Origin of the sequence: Kitasatospora sp. NPDC093550 (genome assembly GCF_044764985.1) — a bacterium.
GTDB lineage: Bacteria > Actinomycetota > Actinomycetes > Streptomycetales > Streptomycetaceae > Kitasatospora.
In genome coordinates this window covers 605,809-623,686 of sequence record NZ_JBIWJF010000001.1, presented here as the reverse complement: position 1 = coordinate 623,686, position 17,878 = coordinate 605,809, and the positions used below count along the sequence as shown (strand labels likewise).

The window sequence follows — 17,878 nt, the reverse complement described above, 5'->3', positions numbered from 1 at the left end:
TTGCGATAACGCACTGTCACCGCCCTTCGGCGCCACCCGTGGTCGCGACCAATGCCGGCGCGCCCTCCGCCGCGACCGGCACCGACTCACCCGTCGACGGGGCGGCCCTGCGGCTCCTCCGCGATCCGTCGGGCGATCTCGCCCGGCCGCACCGGGCGGCCGAAGTGCCAGCCCTGCGCCCAGTCGCAGCCCATGGTCCGCAGCCGTTCGGCGTCCCTGGCGGTCTCCACGCCCTCGGCGGTGACGGTCAGTCCGAGCGCGTGCGCCATCGACACCAGGCCGCTGACGATCCGCCACCCGGTGGACTCGTCCTTCCCCGGCTCGTGCAGATCGCCCACGAAGGACCCGGCGATCTTCAGCCCGGAGACCGGCAGGTCGCGCAGGTAGGCGAGGTTGGACCAGCCGGTGCCGAAGTCGTCCACGGCCAGCGACACCCCGAGGTCGACCAGGCCGTGCAGGGTGCGCAGCGCCTCGTCCTCGGGACCCACCACGGTCGACTCGGTGATCTCCAGCTGCAGCCGGGCCGGGTCCAGACCGGTGCTGTCGAGGATCCGGGCCAGGTCGGAGACCAGCGCGGCACTGCGGGCCTGACGGACGGCCAGGTTGACGTTCAGTTGCGGCGCGGCGTCGCCGAACCGCTTGATCCAGTCCGCGGCCTGGCCGCAGGCCTGCTCCAGCACCCAGCGGCCGAGCGGCATGATCAGCCCGGTCTCCTCGGCGGTGGTGACGAACTCGTCCGGACCGAGCACCCCGAGCTGCGGGTGGCGCCAGCGCACCAGCGCCTCCACCGCGGCCAGCCGGCCGTCCGCGAGCCGGTACAGCGGCTGGTAGTCGATGAAGAACTCGCCGCGGTCGAGGGCGGCGGGCATCCGCACCGACACCGCGTAGCGGCTGACCGCACGGGCGTTCTCCTTGGGGTCGAACAGCGTCCAGCGGCCGCGGCCGGCCTCCTTGGCGCGGTACAGCGTGAGGTCGGCGGCCCGGACGGCGGCGCCCGGCGTGGTGGTGGACACCCGGCGCTCCAGCACGCCGACGCTGGCGCCCACGGCGAGCTTGTGGTCGCCGATCAGCACCGGCCCGGCCAGCGCCTTGAGCACGGTCTTGGCGGCGGCCACCGCCTCCTGCTCGCCGCGGCACTTCTCCAGCAGGACCACGAACTCGTCGCCGCCCAGCCGGGCCACCAGGTGCCCGAGCGGGGTGAGCGCGGCCTTCAGCCGGGCCGCGACGGCGGACAGCAGCTGGTCGCCCATGTCGTGGCCGAGGCTGTCGTTGACCACCTTGAAACCGTCGAGGTCGACGTAGCAGAGGCCGAAGCGGGCGCCCGGCTCCGGATCCTCGAACAGCTCCTCCAACCGCTCGAAGAACGCGGCGCGGTTGGGCAGGCCGGTCAGCGGGTCGTGGGTGGCCTGGTGGCGCAGCCGCTCCTGGAGCCGGTAACGGTCGGTGACGTCCTCCAGCATCGCGACCTGGTACTGCGGGGAGCCGTCGTCGTCCCGGATCAGCGAGACGGTCAGGTGGGTCCAGACCACCTCGCCGTCCTGGCGGTAGTACGGCTTGTCGAACTGGAAGTACTCGCGCTTGCCGCTGATCAGCTCCTCGTACGCCTCCCACACGCCCTGGGTGTCCTCGGGGTGCACCAGGTCGCCGACCCGGCGGCCGATCATGTCCGCGGGGCCCGCGCCGAACAGCTCCTGCAGGGCCTTGTTGACGGCCAGGATGTTGCCGTCGGTGTCGCCGATCCCGATGCCGATCGCCGCGCTCTCGAACAGCGCGCGGAACCGGGCCTCGGAGGCGCGCAGCGCCCGCTCGGCCTCCCTGCGGGCGGCGTCGGCGGCGGTGCGGATCGCCTCCTGCTCGCGCAGGGTGCGCTCGCGCAGGGCGGCCGCCCAGCCGGCCGCGAAGGAGCCGGTCAGGGCCGGGCCGCGGCCGTCCGCGAGCGGCTGCGACTGCAGCAGCTCGACCGCCCGGGCCAGCAGCACCGGGTCGGTGAAGTGCGCGTCGACCAGCTCGGCGCCGGCCTGCGCGGCCAGCCGCGCCTCGAAGGGCTCGCCCTCCTGGGCGCGGTGCAGCAGCGCGGCGGTGCGCGAGACCAGCCGGTTGAGCAGGCCGGGGTGGACGACGATGCCGTGGTCGGCCGAGAGCAGCCGGGCCCAGTCCTCGTGGAACCGCTCGGCGCTGCCGCCGGGTACCGGGGAGACGGTCATGGGCGCGCCCCGGGTCTGCCGGCGCGGGCGGGCGCGGTGCGGCCGGTGGGGGCGGGCACGGCGCGGCCGGTGGGGGCGGGCGCGGTGCCGGCAGTGGCGCCGGTGGTGGGGACTCGCGCGGCGCCGGCGGTGGCGCCGGTGGTGGGGACGAGGGCCGTGCGGCCGGCGGCCGTCGCGCGGGCCGGGCTTCCGGCCGTCGCGCGGGCCGGGCGGCCGTCGGTGCCTCGTCCGTCCCGTCCGCTCAAGGGCGGAACCCCACGCCCGCCACCCCGGTCATCCGCTCGGGGTGCTCACCGACCGTCTCCGGCTGGTCCGGGCGCCACTGCGGCAGGTAGACCACACCGGGCTCGACCAGCTCGAAGCCGTCGAACATCGCGGTGATCTGGTCGCGGGTGCGCATGGTCAGCGGGGTCGGCGTCATCCGGTAGAGCTTCTGGTGGTCCTCCGCCTGGTCGGGGCGGCCTTCCAGGGAGGCGTGCGAGAGCACCAGCGCGCTGCCGGCCGGGAGGACGTCGCGGATCACGGAGATCAGCTTCCACGGGTCCTCGGCGTCGCTGACGAAGTGCGCGACGGCCACCAGCAGCACGCCCACCGGCTCGCCCTCCGCGAGCAGCTCGGCGACCTCGGGGCGGGCCAGCAGGTCGTCGACGTCCCGCAGGTCGGCCTGGACGACGGAGCTCGCCGGGTCGTCCGCCATCAGCAGCCGGCTGTGCGCGACGGCGACCGGGTCCCGGTCCACGTAGACGACCTTCGCCTCGGGACGGATCGCGCGGGCGATCTCGTGCACCGCGCCGAAGGTCGGGATGCCGGAGCCGATGTCCAGGAAGCGGGTGACGCCCCGCTCGGCGAGGAAGGTCACGGCGCGGCGCAGGAAGGCCCGGTTGGCACGCATGATCTGCGGCAGCTCCGGCCACAGCTCCATCGCCTTGCGGGCCATCTCCCGGTCGACCTCGAAGTTGTGCGAGCCCCCCAGGTAGTAGTCGTAGACCCGCGCGGCGTTCGGTTTGTCCAGGTCCGTACCCTCCGGTACCCAGCTCGGTCGCCGCATGCCTGTGACTCCTTCACTCCGGTTCTGGGGCAGCAGCACCCTGGGGATGCCGCTGTGACAGATGAGACTACAAGCACAGAAGATCCTCCCCCGCACCCCGAACGGGTGCAAGCGGAGTGCCCGGCTCCTGGCGGCGGTCACCGTTCCGTGGCGTCGCCCGCTCCCGGGCGCAGGCGCCCTCCCCGCAGCGGCTTCCTGCGGTGCGGGACGCCACAGCGGCTTCCTGCGGTGCGGGACGGCGGGGGTGAGGCCGACAATGGGCCTGATGGCCGGAGGCATCGAGGACTACGCCCTCATCGGCGACCTGCAGACCGCCGCCCTGGTCGGCCGGGACGGATCGGTCGACTGGCTGTGCCTGCCCCGCTTCGACTCCCCCAGCTGCTTCGCCGGACTCCTCGGCGACCAGCGCCACGGCGCCTGGCGGATCGCCCCGGACGGCGCCGCCGAGTGCCACACCCGCCGCTACCGCGACGACAGCCTGGTCCTGGAGAGCGAGTGGCACACCGCCGGCGGGCGGGTGCGGATCACCGACTTCATGCCGCAGCGCGGTCAGGGCGGGCGGCGCGAACCGCAGCTGATCCGGATCGTCGAGGGCCTGGAGGGCACGGTGGCGATGCGCGGGACGCTGCGGCTGCGCTTCAACTACGGCCGGATCGACCCGTGGGTGCGGCGCACCGGGCACCACCGGGTCGCCGTCGCCGGGCCGGACTCCGCCTGGCTCCGGGTACCGGCCGGCGTCCACACCTACGGCCTGGACGGCGTCACCACCTCGGAGTTCACCGTCACCGCCGGACTCCGGGTGCCCTTCGCCCTCACCTGGCAGCCCTCCCACCTGGCCTCCGCCCCTCGCACCGACCCCGAACAGGCGCTGCTCGCCACCGTCGCCCAGTGGCAGCACTGGGCGTCCGGCTGCCAGTACCGGGGCGAGTGGCGCGCGGCCGTGCTGCGCTCGCTGCTCACCCTCAAGGCGCTCGCCTACGCCCCCACCGGCGGGATCGTCGCGGCGGCCACCGCCTCCCTGCCCGAGCTGATCGGCGGCGCCCGCAACTGGGACTACCGCTTCTGCTGGCTGCGCGACTCCTCGATGACGCTCTCCGCCCTGCTGCGCGGCGGGTTCCGCGAGGAGGCCGCCGCCTGGCGCCGGTGGCTGCTGCGCGCCATCGCCGGAGGCCCGCGACACGTCCAGGCCGTGTACGGAGTCGCCGGGGAGCGGGTGCTCGGCGAGACCGTCGCCGACTGGCTGCCCGGGTACGAGGGCTCGCGGCCGGTCCGGTTCGGCAACGCCGCCGTGGACCAGCTCCAACTCGACGTCTACGGCGAGGTGATGGACACCCTCGACCTCGCGCTGCGGGCCGGACTGCCGATGGAACGGCACGTCTGGACGCTGCTGCGCTCACTGATGGACCACCTGGAGCGGCACTGGCGCGAACCCGACGACGGCCTCTGGGAGGTGCGCGGCGGGCGGAGGCACTTCGTGCACTCCAAGGTCATGTGCTGGGTGGCCGCCGACCGCGCCGTCCGGCTCGCCGAGGCGACCGGGCTGCCCGCCCCGGTCGACCGCTGGCGGGCGCTGCGCGACGACATCCACGCCGACGTGTGCGAGCACGGCTACGACCGTCAGCGCGGCGTGTTCGTCCAGCACTACGGCGGACGCGGACTGGACGCGGCGACCCTGTTCGTCCTCAAGAGCGGCTTCCTGCCACCGGACGACCCCCGCGTGGTGCGCACCGTGGACGCCGTCCGGGACGGGCTCCAACACGGCGGACTGGTACGCCGTTACCGGGCCGGGCACCACGGCGACGGGCTGCCGGGCGGCGAAGGCGCCTTCCTGGCCTGCTCGTTCTGGCTCGCCGACGCGCTCGCCGCGACCGGGCGCCGGAGCGAGGCGCGCACCCTGTTCGTACGGACGGTCGGGCTCGCCAACGACGTGGGACTGCTCTCCGAGGAGTGGGATCCGCGCTCCGGGCGCCAACTCGGCAACACCCCGCAGGCGTTCAGCCATGTGGCGCTGGTCAACACGGCCTTCGCGCTGGCCGAACCGGAGTGATCCGCCCTGATCCGGCCTGATCCGGCCTGAGCGAGCCGGAGTTCTTCGGAAGTCGTCGGAGTTCGTCGGACTCGTGGGCGCGGGGGCGGTGCGGGGCTAGGGTGGGCGCGTGGATCCCAACCACTACCGCTTCCGGGGCGTGTGGCGACTCGCGGCACCTGCGGAGGCCGTGTACGCGGCGCTGGCGGACGTACGGAGCTACCCGCTGTGGTGGCCGGAGATCCGCGAGGTCCGGCCGACCGGCGAGGACACCGGGGAGGTGGTGGTGCGCGCGCTCCTGCCGTACCGGCTCGTGATCGCTCTGGCACCGAGCCGCCGCGACCCGGCGGCCGGGGTGCTGGAGGCGGTCATGCGCGGCGACCTCGACGGGTGGTCACGGTTCACGGTGCGTCCGGACGGCGCGGGCGACGGGGCCGGCGCGGGCAGCCGGGTGCTGTTCGAGGAGGAGACCCGGCCCGGCAAGCCGCTGCTGCGCCGGCTCGCACTGCCGCTGCACCCGGTGTTCCGGGCCAACCACGCGGTGATGATGCGCCGGGGGCGGCTGGGGCTCGCGGCGCACCTGGCGGCGGTCGAGCGACGGGGTGACGGGTGACGGGTGACGGCTGACAACTTTCAGCGAACAGACAACAGATGACAGCTGACAGATGTTGAAATCTGTTATCTGTCAGCTGTCATCTGTCATCAGTCCGTTCCGGGGAAGAGCCACCGCCGCAGCGCCCGCGTCACCACCGGCAGCGCCGCGTACGTCATCAGCGCGCTGATCAGCGGCGCGGTGACCAGCGGTCGCACGGCCACCGGCAGGCCGGTCAGGTACGGCCCGAAGGCGACCGTGGAGGCCACGACCAGCGGCGCGATGGCGATCGTCGAGGCCACCGCCATCCGCCAGCGCACCGGCGGTCGGCGCTGCGCCGCGCCCGGGGTGGTGGCGAACCAGCCCTCCATCCCGTGGATCTCGTGCCGGTGGACCTCGTGGTGGTGGCCGTCCGCCTTGGCGAAGCAGGCCGCCCGCGCCGGGGAGTCCTGCCAGGCGCGGAACGCCCCGGCGTCCCGGAAGTGCAGCAGCAGGTGCCAGGGTTCGTCCGGACCGGACGGCCGCAGCAACCCGGTGCCGAGGTTCCCCGCGTGCTCCGTGGCCGCGGCGAGGATGTTCTCCGCCCACCGCTCGAAGGCCTCCTCGTAGCCCGGCTCCACCCGCCGCGCCACGAACAGCGTGACCTCCTCGCCGTGCTCGGTCGGCTCGTCGACCGTCCCCCGTACCGTCGCCGCCATTCCCCAGTGCCCCTCTCCCGGAGGCCCGCGCTCCGCCGTCCCCGTTCGTCCGCCCCGCCGTCCACGGCCGCGGGCCGCCGCGCAGCCTACGGGCCGCCCGGTTATCCGCCCACCCGTGCCCGAAGCGTGGGACGCGACGGCCCCGCCGGGCCTACCGTGGCCGGAGCGTCCCGATGCACCGGAGGCCCCGCCCATGCCCACCGCTCCCAGCGCTCCCACCGCCCCCGCCGGCGGCTTCGACTTCACCTCCCCCTTCGACCGCTCCGGCACCGGCAGCAGCAAGTGGGCCCGGGCGGACGCTCCCGGGGTGATCCCGATGGGCCTCGCCGACATGGACCTCCCCGGCCCGCCCGCCGTCGCCGAGGCGCTGCGGCGGCGCGCCGGCCACCGGGCGTACGGCTACACGGTGTGCGACCCGGCCGGCCGCGCGCTGGTGGCGGACTGGTACCGCGCCCGGCACGGCGCCGAGGTGGATCCGGACTGGGTCCTGCTGCTGCCCTGCGGCCCGCGCACCGCCCTGCGCCTGCTGCTGGAGACCGTACGGCCGCAGGCGCCCGCGCTGCTCATGACCCCGGAGTGGGCCGGCTTCGCCCAGATCTGCCGCGCCGCCGGCGTCCCGTACCGGGAGCTGCCGCTGCGGCTCGGCCCGACCGGCTACCGGATGCCGCTCGGCCCGCTCCCCCGTCCCGCCTCCGCCGTGCTGCTGAGCAGCCCGCACAACCCCTCCGGCCGAGTGTGGCCGACCGGTACGGTCAGCGGCCTCGCCGGGTGGGCGGCGGAGTCGGACGCGCTGCTGGTCTCGGACGAGGTGCACGGTGACCTCACCTACCCGGGCCTGCGCCACGCGGTGGCCGTGACCACCGCCGATCCGGCGCACCGGCGGCACGTCGTCACCCTCAACTCCGTCGGGAAGACCTTCAACTGTTCGGGGATCCCGAGTAGTTGGGCGCTCGTGCCCGATCCGGAGCTGCGCGCGAGGCTCACCGGCACCATGGCCGGGTACGGCCTCTGGGAGGGCGGACTGCTGGAGCAGACCGTGCAGCGGGCGGCGCTGCGCGAGGGTGGCCCCTGGCTGGACGCGTTGCTCGCCCACCTCGCGGCCGCCCGCACCCGGCTGACCGACCGGCTCGGCGCCGCCGTCCGCTCGGCCCCCCAGGCCTCGTACCTGCTCTGGCTGGACGCCGCCGCCCTCGGCCTGCCGCCGGAGGACGCCCGGCGGGCACTGCTGGAGCGCTGCGGCCTGGAGGCCTCCGACGGCGCCGAGTTCGGCCCCGGCGGCCGCGGTTCGCTGCGGTTGAACTACGCCCTGCCCGGCTCGGTGCTGGACACCGTGCTGGCGCGCCTGGAACGGCTCGACCTGCCGTGAGCCCTCCCGCCCCCTCCCGCAATCCTCCCGCCCCCTCCCGCAATCCTCCCGCGCCCCCTCCCGTGACTCCGGCATGTGCCGGTCCGCGCACCCCGCGTGCACACCCGCGTACCGGCGGCCCCGGATCTCCGGTCTCACCCGTTCGCCACGCCCCTGACCTGCAGAAACGAACGTTCACGCGATTTTTGCAGGGCGTCGCCGCATGCTCCGTAGCAGACTGGGCAAGGTAGACCGGGCCGCAATCGTGATCCCGAGGATGGTGAGTCCGGTGATGCCGATATCCCGCACCACTCCGCCCGACCGGCAGAGCGCACCACCGCCCCCGACGGGGGTGACCCCGTTGACCGAATCGGGGGCGCGCAGCCATGTGTCGGGCGTCTGCTTCAAGATCGGACCGCCCCGACTGGTGGGTGTCGAGGTCGAGTGGTTCGTCCATGACGATCGATGTCCCACCCGGCCCGTACGGCCGGAACTGCTCCACGCCGCACTGGAGTCGCTGCCCCTCGGCGGCGCCGACGGCACCTCGCTCCCCTCCGGTTCGCGCCTCACGCTCGAACCCGGCGGACAGGTCGAGCTCAGCTCCCCGCCCGCCACCGGCCTCCTGGCCTGCGTCGATGACACCCGACGCGATCTGACCGCCCTGCGGGCCGCCTTCGCGGCGCAGGGCCTGCGACTCACCGGCACCGGGACGGACCCACTGGCCCGCCCCCGACGGATGGTGCTGGACCACCCCCGTTACCTCGCGATGGAGCGGTTCTTCGACTCCGCCGGGCCGTGGGGCCGGATCATGATGACCGGCACCGCGTCGGTGCAGGTGTGCCTGGACGCCGGCGAGGCGCAGGGCCCGCACGCGGTGGAACGCCGCTGGCGGCTGGTCCACCGGCTGGGCCCGGTGCTGGTCGCCGCCTTCGCCAACTCCCCGCTCCTGGACGGCCGGCCGACCGGTCACCGGTCGACCCGGCAGACGGTCTGGTCCCGGATGGACCCGACCCGCACGCTGGCCCCGGAGCCGGACCACGGCGACCCGCGCGAGGCCTGGGCCCGGTACGTGCTGGACGCCGAAGTGTTGTGCGTACGACGGCCGGAGGGCCTGCCGTGGACCGCCCCGCCCGGGCTGACCTTCCGCGACTGGATCCGCGGCGCCGGCGAACGCCCGCCCACGCTCGCCGACTTGGAGTACCACCGCACCACGCTGTTCCCACCGGTGCGCCCGCGCGGCCACCTGGAACTGCGGATGATCGACGCCCAGCCCGGGGACGGCTGGATGGTGGTCGCGGCGCTGGTCACCGCGCTGCTGGACGACCCGGTGGCCGCCGACCTCGCGCTGGCCGCGCTGGAGCCCTTGGACGCCCTCGACCGGGCCAAGGGCGCCGACGGTCCGCGAGCGCCGCGCAGCGAGGCCTGGCGCCGCGCCGCCACCCTGGCGGTCGCCGACCCCGAACTGCGCCGCGCCGCCCTCACCTGCTTCGCCGCCGCCGACGCCGCGCTGGGCCGCCTGCCCGGCGCCGGGTGGCTGCGCGCCGCCGTCGCCCAGTACGCCGAGCGCTACCCCGCGCGCGGCCGCTGCCCGGCCGACGACCAGCTGGACGCCCTGCGTTCCGGCACCCTACGCACTCCTCCGGAGGAGGCCGCACCATGACCGACGTCCGACCGAACGGCCCGACCGCGGCCCCCGCCCCGGAGGCCGGACCGGCTCGCGGCCTCGCATCAGCCGGCGGCATCGCGGCGGCGGCCCGCGGCAACGGGGCGGCGCGCGACGACGGGGCGGCGCGTTCCCCCGAGGCGGCCCGCGGCATCGAGGACCTGCGCGAGACCATCGCCGCCGAGCTGCTGGCCGCCCGCGCCCGGACCGCCGCGCTGACCGACTGCGTCGAGGACGGCGACCTCACCGCCCAGCACTCCCCGCTGATGTCCCCGCTGGTCTGGGACCTCGCGCACATCGGCAACCAGGAGGAGCTCTGGCTGCTGCGCAACGTCGGCGGCCACGACCCGATGCACCCGGAGATCGACGGGCTGTACGACGCCTTCCAGCACCCCAGGGCCGAGCGCCCGAGCCTGCCGCTGCTGCCGCCCGCCGAGGCCCGCGCCTACGCGCACGAGGTGCGCGGCCGGGTGCTGGACCTGCTCGCCGCCAGTCCGCTGGAGGGCGCGCCGCTGCTCGACGCCGGGTTCGCGTTCGGGATGATCGCGCAGCACGAACAGCAGCACGACGAAACGATGCTGATCACCCATCAGCTGCGCAGGGGCGAGCCGGCGCTGGCCGCTCCCCCGCCGCCGCCCGCACCCGCCGACGCGGCCGCCCTGCCGGCCGAGGTCCTCGTCCCGGCGGGCCCGTTCACCATGGGCACGGACACCGAGCTCTGGGCGCTGGACAACGAACGCCCGGCGCACACCGTCGACCTGCCCGCCTTCCTGCTGGACACCACGCCGGTCACCAACGCCGCCTACCAGCGCTTCATCGCGGACGGCGGCTACGACGACCCGCGCTGGTGGACCCCGGAAGGCTGGGAGCACCGGCAGCAGGCCGGCCTGAGCGCCCCGCTGTTCTGGCAGCACGAGGGCGGCGAGTGGCTGCGCCGCCGCTTCGGCACGGTCGAGCCCGTCCCCGCGGACGAGCCGGTGCTGCACGTCAGCTGGTACGAGGCGGACGCCTACGCCCGGTGGGCCGGGCGCCGGCTGCCGACCGAGGCCGAGTGGGAGAAGGCGGCCCGGCACGACCCGGCCACCGGCCGCTCCCGCCGCTACCCCTGGGGTGACGGCGCCCCCGGCCCCGAGCACGCCAACCTCGGCCAGCGCCATCTGCGCCCGGCCCCGGCGGGCAGCTACCCGCAGGGCGAGTCCCCGTACGGCGTCCGGCAGTTGATCGGCGACGTGTGGGAGTGGACGGCCAGCGACTTCCGCTCGTACCCGGGTTTCCGGGCCTGGCCCTACAAGGAGTACTCGGAGGTCTTCTTCGGACCGGAGTACAAGGTGCTGCGCGGCGGCTGCTTCGCGGTGGCGCCGGTCGCCTGCCGCGGCACCTTCCGCAACTGGGACTACCCGGTCCGGCGGCAGATCTTCGCCGGGTTCCGCACCGCCCGCGACCTGGCGGACGCCTGATGTGCCGCCACCTCGCCTACCTGGGCGAACCGCTGGCACCCCGGGAGCTGCTGGTGCGCCCGCCGTACGGGCTGTACCGGCAGTCCTGGGCGCCCCGGACGCAGCAGTACGGCACGGTCAACGTGGACGGCTTCGGCCTCGGCTGGTACGCGGACGGCGACGAGGTGCCGGCCCGCCACCGCGGGACCGGGCCGATCTGGGCGGACGAGACCTTCGCCGACCTCGCCCGGGTGGTCCGCACCCGGGCCCTGCTGGCGGCCGTGCGCTCGGCCACCGAGGGCTGCGCGGCGGGCGCGAGCGCGGCCGCGCCGTTCGCCGCCGAGCGCTGGCTGTTCAGCCACAACGGCGCGGTGGTCGGCTGGCCGGGCAAGCTGGACGCGCTGGCCGCGCTGCTCCCGCCCGCCGAGCTGCTGGACCTGGAGGCGCGCACCGACTCGGCCCTGCTGTGGGCCCTCACCCTGCACCGGCTGCGGGCGGGTGCCGGGCTCGGCGAGGCCCTGGCGGGCACCGTCGCGGACGTCGCCGCGCACACCACCGGGCGGCTCAACCTGCTGCTCACCGACGGCGCCGCTATCGCCGCGACCACCTGGGGCGACACCCTGCACCACCGCACCCTGCCGGGCCTCGGCACGGTGGTGGCCTCCGAGCCGTACGACGACGACCCGGGCTGGACGCCCGTCCCGGCCGGCTCGCTGCTGCTGGCCGACGGCCGGAGCGTCGGCGTCCACCCGCTCCCCAGCCACTCCTGACCAGCTCTCCCTTCATCTTCTGAACAGAGGAACCACCCTGTCATGGACACCTTCGATCTCACCCGACTGCTGCCCGCCGACCACTTCAGCACCACGCTTCGCCAGGACGTGCAGCACGGCCTGACCTCCGAACCCAAGTGGCTGCCGCCGAAGTGGTTCTACGACGCGCGGGGCAGCGAGCTGTTCGAGGAGATCACCCGGCTGCCCGAGTACTACCCCACCCGCGCCGAGCGGGCCATCCTGACCGCCCGGGCCGGCGAGATCGCCGCCGCCACCCGGGCCCGCACCCTGGTCGAACTGGGCTCCGGCTCCTCCGAGAAGACCCGGCTGCTGCTGGACGCGCTGCGCGCGCTCGACACCCTGGAGACCTACGTCCCGGTGGACGTCAGCGAGAGCGCGCTGACCGCGGCCGGCACCGCGCTCGCCACCGAGTACCCCGGGCTGGCGGTGCACGGCGTGCTGGCCGACTTCACCGCCCGCCTCGGACTGCCCCCGGCCGGCGGCCCGCGCCTGGTCGCCTTCCTCGGCGGCACCCTCGGCAACCTGCTGCCCGAGGAGCGCGCGGCCTTCCTGCGCGGGCTGCGCGGCGCCCTCGACCCGGGCGACTTCCTGCTGCTCGGCACCGACCTGGTGAAGGACCCGAGGGTGCTGGTCGCCGCGTACGACGACTCCGCCGGGGTCACCGCCGAGTTCAACCGGAACGTGCTCAACGTGCTCAACCGCGAGCTGGGCGCCGACTTCGACCCGGACGCCTTCGAGCACGTCGCGCTCTGGGACGCCGAGCAGGAGTGGATCGAGATGCGGCTGCGCTCGCTGCGCTCGCAGACCGTGAAGATCCCGGCACTGGACCTGCCGGTGCACTTCGCCCGCGGCGAGGAGCTGCGCACCGAGGTCTCGGCCAAGTTCCGCCGCGAGCGGGTGGCCGAGGAGCTGGCGGCGGCCGGGCTGCGGCTCGCCCACTGGTGGACGGACCCGGAGGGCCGCTTCGGGCTCTCGCTCTCCGCACCGGTCTAGCGGCGCGCTCCACCCAGGGCACGCGCCCACCCCGGGACGTGCCCTGGGTGGCTCAATTTGGTTGTTCACCTTACGAATTCTCGGTGTCCGGATTGCGCATCCCGATGTACAGGAGTTGAACGAATGGGGTTACGATCGCGGCTACCGAGCTCAGAGTTGAGTACCAGGAGTCAGATCGTGAGCGTCACCCAGAAGCCCTCCGGGGCGGTCGAGGCCCCCGCGCCCGGCCGCCTCGGCTTCGTCGTCTTCATCACCGCCGCCGCGGCCCTCGGCGGCTTCCTGTTCGGCTACGACAGCTCCGTGATCAACGGCGCCGTCTCGGGCATCCAGGAGAAGTTCGGCGTCGGCGACGGCGTGACCGGCCTGATCGTCTCCTCGGCCCTGCTGGGCTCGGCCGTCGGCGCCGCGCTGGCCGGCCGGTTCGCCGACCGGTACGGCCGGATCAAGGTCATGAAGGCGGGCGCGCTGCTGTTCGCGGTCAGCGCCGTCGGCTCGATGCTGCCCTTCTCCGCCTGGGACCTCGCCCTGTGGCGCGTCCTCGGCGGCGCGGCCATCGGCATCGCCTCGGTGATCGCCCCGACCTACATCGCCGAGGTCGCGCCGACCAAGTACCGCGGCCGGCTCGCCTCCTTCCAGCAGGCCGCGATCGTGCTCGGCATCGCGATATCCCAGCTGGTCAACTGGGTGCTGGCGGACGCCGCCGGCGGCGACACCCGCGGCGCGCTGCTCGGCCTGGAGGCCTGGCAGTGGATGCTCGGCATCTGTGTCGTCCCGGCCGCGGTCTACTTCGTGCTCGCCTCGGTCATCCCCGAGTCCCCGCGCTACCTGATCCAGGCCGAGCGCCTGGCGGACGCCCGCAAGGTGCTCGCCGAGGTCGAGGGCGAGGGCGTGGACACCGACGCCCGGATCGCCGAGATCCAGGCGCTGATCGCCTCCGACCACCGCCCGCGCTTCCGCGACCTGCTCGGCGGCCGCTTCGGCCTGCTGCCGATCGTCTGGGTCGGCATCGGCCTGTCGGTCTTCCAGCAGCTGGTCGGCATCAACGTGATCTTCTACTACTCGTCGATCCTGTGGCAGTCGGTCGGCATCGACCAGAGCAACTCGCTGCTGATCAGCTTCATCGGCTCGGTCATCAACATCCTCGGCACCGTGATCGCGATCGTGCTGGTCGACCGGATCGGCCGCAAGCCGCTCGCCCTGATCGGGTCGGTCGGCATGGCGGTCGCGCTCGGCACGGCCGGCTGGGCGTTCTCCTCGGCCACCGGCAGCGGCGACAACCTCACGCTGCCGGACCTCCAGGGCACCGTCGCGCTGATCGCCGCCAACGCCTTCGTGCTGTTCTTCGCGATGTCCTGGGGCGTGGTCGTCTGGGTGATGCTCGGCGAGATGTTCCCCAACCGGATCCGCGCCGCCGCGCTCTCCGTCGCCGCCTCCGCGCAGTGGATCGCCAACTGGGTGATCACCGTGTCGTTCCCGTCGATGTCGCGCTGGAACCTGTCCGCGACGTACCTGGTCTACGCGGCCTTCGCGGCGCTGTCCGTGCTCTTCGTGGCGAAGTACCTGAAGGAGACCAAGGGCGTCCGACTGGAGGACATGGGCTGACGGACAGCCGTAATCGGCTGATCCGACAGTCGGACCTTCGGCCCCCGCACCCTAGCGCGATCAGCGCGGGAGCGGGGGCCGAATCGTTCACTCTCTGCGGCGGACCGGGCACCTCCGGTACTCCTGGGCGGCAGGAGGGATGAGTCCTTGATCTTCAACCGGCTTCGCACCCGCAGAACCGCGCCCGCCGCCCCGAGCGGCGGCTGCCCGTACGCCCACGCCCACGCACACCCGCAGAACCACGGCGGCCTGGACTCCCCGACCCCGGCCGTGCCCGCGCCGGCCGCGGCGGCACCCGCCACGGCCCGGCCGCCGGCGCCGTCACCCGAGGAGCGGCGGCTGCCGCCCGCGCCGCCGCCGTTCACCGACCCGGAACAGGCCGCCGACTTCATCCGGCGGTACCACCACGAGCAGCCCGGCGCCGGGAGCCCCGAGCCGCGGCTGCGCGCCGTCCTCGACGAGATCGAGCGCACCGGCACCTACCTCCACACGCACGCCGAACTCACCTACGGCGCCAAGCTCGCCTGGCGCAACGCCGCCCGCTGCATCGGCCGGCTGTACTGGCGCAGCCTGGTGGTCCGCGACCTGCGCCACCTCTCCTCGGCCGACGACATCGCCGCCGAGTGCTTCGAGCACCTGCGGCTGGCGGGCAACGGCGGGCGGATCCGCCCGGTGATCTCGGTGTTCGCCCCCGACCGCCCGGACCGCCCGGCCGCCCGCATCCTGAACCAGCAGCTGGTCCGCTACGCCGGCCACCGGGTCGACGGGGAGGTGATCGGCGACCCGGCCGGGGCCGCCCTCGCCGCCCGCGCCCGCGAGCTGGGCTGGAAATGCGCCGAGGACCGCTTCGAGGCGCTGCCGCTGCTGGTCCAGGAGCAGCCCGGCGAACCCCCCGCCTGGTACGAACTGCCGGACGACACCACGCTGGAGGTGCCGCTCAGCCACCCCGAGCACGACTGGTTCGCCGAGCTCGGGCTGCGCTGGTACGCGGTCCCGGCGATCAGCGACCTGACGCTGGAGATCGGCGGCGTCCGCTACCCCGCCGCGCCCTTCAACGGCTGGTACATGGGCACCGAGATCGGCGCCCGCAACCTCGCCGACGCCGACCGCTACGACATGCTCGGCACCGTCGCCGAGCGGCTGGGCCTGGACACCTCCAGCGACCGCACGCTCTGGCGCGACCGCGCGCTGGTCGAGCTCAACGTGGCGGTGCTGCACTCCTTCCAGGAGGCCGGGGTGACGATCGCCGACCACCACACCGAGTCGGAGCGCTTCCTCAAGCACGTCGCCCAGGAGAAGCGGCTCGGCCGGCCGACCCCGGCGGACTGGAGCTGGATCGTGCCCCCGGTCTCGGGCGGGCTGACGCCGGTCTACCACCGGTACTACGACCCGGTGGACCCGGAGCTGCGGCCGGCCTTCGTCGCGCGCGAGGCCTGGTAGGGCCGCGGCCGGACCGCGGGCCGTCAGGAGCAGGTCGGCTGTCAGGAGCGGGCTGGGTCACGAGCGGGCCGGATCACGAGCGGGCGGCGAGGCGCTCGAAGCGCAGGGCGAGTCCGTCCAGCAGCGCCTCCAGGCCGGTCTCGAAGGCGCCCTCGTCGACCGTCCCCCGGTGCCCGGCTAGCCGGTGCGCCTCGCCGAGGTGCGGGTAGTCGGCCGCGTCGTAGACCTCGGCGTCGGCCGGGAACCCGGCCGCGAAGGAGGCCAGCGCCGAGCCGGTGACGAAGTAGCGCATCAGCGCGCCGATCCGGGTCGCCTGGCCGCGCGGCCACCCGGCCTCGACCAGGTGGCCGAAGACCGCGTCGGCCAGGCGCAGCGCGTTCGGCCGCCGACCGGGGCCCTGGGCGAGGACCGGGACGATGTTGGGGTGGGAGGCCAGCGCGGCGCGGTAGGAGCGCGCCCAGTCCCGCAGCGCCGCCGGCCAGGGGGTGCCCGGTGTGCTGAACATCGACAGGTCGACTTCGCCGATGACGCTGTCCACCACCGCGTCCAGGAGTTCGTCCTTGGTCGCGAAGTGGTTGTAGAGCGAGGGCCCGCTGACCGAGAGCTCGGCGGCGAGGCGACGGGTGGAGAGGGCCTCCAGCCCCTCGTCGTCGGTCAGCCGCAGAGCAGCGGCGACGATGCGGTCGCGGCTGAGCAGCGGGGTGCGCGGGCGGGCCATCGGGTCGCTACCTCCGGTCGGGTGGGTGGGGACCGATTCTGACAGGAGCCCCTTCCCAGCGCGGCAGGTCAGGGCTACAGTCCCCTCATAAAACTTGCAGCGCTAGTTTAACGAGGTGGGCACGTGAATCTGGAGTTGTCCGAGGAACAGGCCGCCGTACGGGACCTCGCCGCCTCCTTCACCGACCGCGAGATCGTGCCCCACGCCGCCGAGTGGGACCGCGCCGAATCCGTCGACCGCGCGATCATCGGCAAGCTGGCGAAGGTCGGCTTCCTCGGCCTGACCATTCCCGAGGAGTACGGCGGCAGCGGCGGCGACCACCTCGCGTACTGCCTCGTCCTGGAGGAGCTGGGGCGCGGCGACTCGGCCGTGCGCGGGATCGTCTCGGTCTCGCTCGGCCTGGTCGGCAAGTCGATCAACGCCTTCGGCACCGAGGAGCAGAAGCGGCACTGGCTGCCCCGGCTCACCTCCGGCCAGTCGCTCGGCTGCTTCGCGCTCACCGAGCCCGGCACCGGCTCCGACGCCGCCAACCTCACCACCCGCGCGGTGCGGGACGGTTCGGACTGGCTGATCAGCGGCGCCAAGATGTTCATCACCAACGGCACCTGGGCGGACGTCGCGCTGGTCTTCGCCCGCACCGGCGGCAGCGAGCCCGAGCAGCAGGGCCACCGGGGCATCACCGCCTTCCTGGTCCCCACCGACCTGCCCGGCTTCACCCGGACCGAGGTCCACGGCAAGCTCGGCCTGCGCGGCCAGGCCACCGCCGAGCTCTCCTTCGAGGACGTCCGGGTGCCGGACAGCGCCCGGCTCGGCGAGGTCGGCAAGGGCTTCACGGTGGCGATGGCCGCGCTGGCCAAGGGCCGGATGTCGGTCGCGGCCGGCTGCGTCGGCATCGCCCGGGCCTGCCTGGAGGCCGCCGTCCGCTACGCGGGCGAGCGCGAGCAGTTCGGCCGGCCGATCGCCTCGCACCAGCTCGTCCAGGAGCTGCTGGCCGGCATCGCCGTGGACGTCGAGGCGGCCCGGCTGCTCACCTGGAAGGTCGCCGACCACATCGAGCGCGGCCTGCCGTTCGCCACCGAGTCCTCCGTCGCCAAGCTCCACGCGAGCGAGGCCGCCGTCCGGGCCGCCAACAACGCGCTCCAGGTGTTCGGCGGGTACGGGTTCATCGACGAGTACCCGGTCGGCAAGTACCTGCGCGACGCGCGCGTCATGACCCTCTACGAGGGCACCAGCCAGATCCACCAGCTGCTCATCGGACGTGCCCTCACCGGCATCAACGCCTTCTGAGCCACCTCCGGCCGTCCCTCCCGTCCGCCCCCTTC

14 protein-coding genes are annotated in these 17,878 nt (G+C 74.2%); 10 read left to right on the top strand and 4 right to left on the bottom strand.

Annotated elements, in window-relative coordinates; all coding sequences use genetic code 11:
• Positions 1–86: 86 nt before the first annotated feature.
• Positions 87–2,204 (bottom strand): putative bifunctional diguanylate cyclase/phosphodiesterase, encoded by a 2,118-nt coding sequence (locus tag ACIRD3_RS02650; RefSeq protein WP_402210422.1) that lies wholly within the window; start codon positions 2,202–2,204, stop codon positions 87–89.
• Positions 2,205–2,445: 241 nt separating this feature from the next.
• Positions 2,446–3,252: an SAM-dependent methyltransferase gene (locus tag ACIRD3_RS02645; RefSeq protein ID WP_402210419.1), complete on the bottom strand. Its 807-nt coding sequence runs from the start codon at positions 3,250–3,252 to the stop codon at positions 2,446–2,448.
• Positions 3,253–3,517: 265 nt separating this feature from the next.
• Between ACIRD3_RS02645 and ACIRD3_RS02640 the strand changes: the two genes are divergently transcribed.
• Positions 3,518–5,299 carry a glycoside hydrolase family 15 protein gene (locus ACIRD3_RS02640; protein WP_402210416.1) on the top strand — a complete coding sequence of 594 codons (1,782 nt, stop codon included), beginning with the start codon at positions 3,518–3,520 and terminating at the stop codon, positions 5,297–5,299.
• Positions 5,300–5,408: 109 nt separating this feature from the next.
• Positions 5,409–5,891, top strand: coding sequence for an SRPBCC family protein (locus ACIRD3_RS02635; RefSeq protein WP_402210414.1), 483 nt, complete (start codon positions 5,409–5,411; stop codon positions 5,889–5,891).
• A gap of 89 nt (positions 5,892–5,980) precedes the next feature.
• Here the strand turns inward: ACIRD3_RS02635 and ACIRD3_RS02630 are convergent, their stop codons facing one another.
• Complete coding sequence (locus ACIRD3_RS02630; protein WP_402210411.1) at positions 5,981–6,568, bottom strand: antibiotic biosynthesis monooxygenase; 588 nt, start codon at positions 6,566–6,568, stop codon at positions 5,981–5,983.
• Between the two features lie 193 nt (positions 6,569–6,761).
• Here ACIRD3_RS02630 and ACIRD3_RS02625 point away from each other — a divergent pair, with 193 nt between their 5' ends.
• The 7 genes from ACIRD3_RS02625 (at position 6,762) to ACIRD3_RS02595 (ending at position 15,838) form a co-directional block, all read left to right on the top strand.
• On the top strand, positions 6,762–7,934 hold the full coding sequence (locus ACIRD3_RS02625) for an aminotransferase class I/II-fold pyridoxal phosphate-dependent enzyme (RefSeq protein WP_402210408.1): 1,173 nt from the start codon (positions 6,762–6,764) through the stop codon (positions 7,932–7,934).
• Positions 7,935–8,265: 331 nt separating this feature from the next.
• Positions 8,266–9,573, top strand: a complete 1,308-nt coding sequence (egtA, locus tag ACIRD3_RS02620; protein ID WP_402210794.1) for an ergothioneine biosynthesis glutamate--cysteine ligase EgtA — start codon at positions 8,266–8,268, stop codon at positions 9,571–9,573.
• Positions 9,570–11,033: an ergothioneine biosynthesis protein EgtB gene (gene egtB / locus ACIRD3_RS02615; RefSeq protein ID WP_402210405.1), complete on the top strand. Its 1,464-nt coding sequence runs from the start codon at positions 9,570–9,572 to the stop codon at positions 11,031–11,033. Before egtA ends, egtB begins: the two co-directional genes overlap by 4 nt.
• Complete coding sequence (gene egtC / locus ACIRD3_RS02610; protein ID WP_402210402.1) at positions 11,033–11,782, top strand: ergothioneine biosynthesis protein EgtC; 750 nt, start codon at positions 11,033–11,035, stop codon at positions 11,780–11,782. Before egtB ends, egtC begins: the two co-directional genes overlap by 1 nt.
• A 42-nt stretch (positions 11,783–11,824) precedes the next feature.
• The gene (gene egtD, locus ACIRD3_RS02605; protein ID WP_402210399.1) at positions 11,825–12,796 is read left to right on the top strand and encodes an L-histidine N(alpha)-methyltransferase; all 972 of its coding nucleotides are present in this window, start codon (positions 11,825–11,827) and stop codon (positions 12,794–12,796) included.
• Between the two features lie 123 nt (positions 12,797–12,919).
• The gene (locus ACIRD3_RS02600; protein ID WP_402210396.1) at positions 12,920–14,398 is read left to right on the top strand and encodes a sugar porter family MFS transporter; all 1,479 of its coding nucleotides are present in this window, start codon (positions 12,920–12,922) and stop codon (positions 14,396–14,398) included.
• 147 nt (positions 14,399–14,545) lie between these two features.
• Positions 14,546–15,838: a nitric oxide synthase oxygenase gene (locus ACIRD3_RS02595; RefSeq protein WP_402210394.1), complete on the top strand. Its 1,293-nt coding sequence runs from the start codon at positions 14,546–14,548 to the stop codon at positions 15,836–15,838.
• Positions 15,839–15,911: 73 nt separating this feature from the next.
• On the opposite strand, the gene ACIRD3_RS02590 is transcribed toward ACIRD3_RS02595, so the two are convergent.
• Positions 15,912–16,556 carry a TetR/AcrR family transcriptional regulator gene (locus ACIRD3_RS02590; RefSeq protein ID WP_402210391.1) on the bottom strand — a complete coding sequence of 215 codons (645 nt, stop codon included), beginning with the start codon at positions 16,554–16,556 and terminating at the stop codon, positions 15,912–15,914.
• A gap of 123 nt (positions 16,557–16,679) precedes the next feature.
• On the opposite strand from ACIRD3_RS02590, the gene ACIRD3_RS02585 reads away from it, so the two are divergent.
• Complete coding sequence (locus ACIRD3_RS02585; RefSeq protein ID WP_402210388.1) at positions 16,680–17,843, top strand: acyl-CoA dehydrogenase family protein; 1,164 nt, start codon at positions 16,680–16,682, stop codon at positions 17,841–17,843.
• Positions 17,844–17,878 lie beyond the last annotated feature (35 nt).

What these genes read in the sequence shown, in the direction of transcription:
- ACIRD3_RS02625 (WP_402210408.1), top strand. Translation starts at nt 6,762, where the DNA reads ATGCCCACCGCTCCCAGCGCTCCCACCGCCCCCGCCGGCGGCTTCGAC.
- ACIRD3_RS02590 (WP_402210391.1), bottom strand. Translation starts at nt 16,556, where the DNA reads ATGGCCCGCCCGCGCACCCCGCTGCTCAGCCGCGACCGCATCGTCGCC.
- ACIRD3_RS02645 (WP_402210419.1), bottom strand. Translation starts at nt 3,252, where the DNA reads ATGCGGCGACCGAGCTGGGTACCGGAGGGTACGGACCTGGACAAACCG.
- egtC (WP_402210402.1), top strand. Translation starts at nt 11,033, where the DNA reads ATGTGCCGCCACCTCGCCTACCTGGGCGAACCGCTGGCACCCCGGGAG.
- ACIRD3_RS02650 (WP_402210422.1), bottom strand. Translation starts at nt 2,204, where the DNA reads ATGACCGTCTCCCCGGTACCCGGCGGCAGCGCCGAGCGGTTCCACGAG.
- ACIRD3_RS02640 (WP_402210416.1), top strand. Translation starts at nt 3,518, where the DNA reads ATGGCCGGAGGCATCGAGGACTACGCCCTCATCGGCGACCTGCAGACC.
- ACIRD3_RS02600 (WP_402210396.1), top strand. Translation starts at nt 12,920, where the DNA reads ATGGGGTTACGATCGCGGCTACCGAGCTCAGAGTTGAGTACCAGGAGT.
- egtD (WP_402210399.1), top strand. Translation starts at nt 11,825, where the DNA reads ATGGACACCTTCGATCTCACCCGACTGCTGCCCGCCGACCACTTCAGC.
- egtB (WP_402210405.1), top strand. Translation starts at nt 9,570, where the DNA reads ATGACCGACGTCCGACCGAACGGCCCGACCGCGGCCCCCGCCCCGGAG.
- ACIRD3_RS02630 (WP_402210411.1), bottom strand. Translation starts at nt 6,568, where the DNA reads ATGGCGGCGACGGTACGGGGGACGGTCGACGAGCCGACCGAGCACGGC.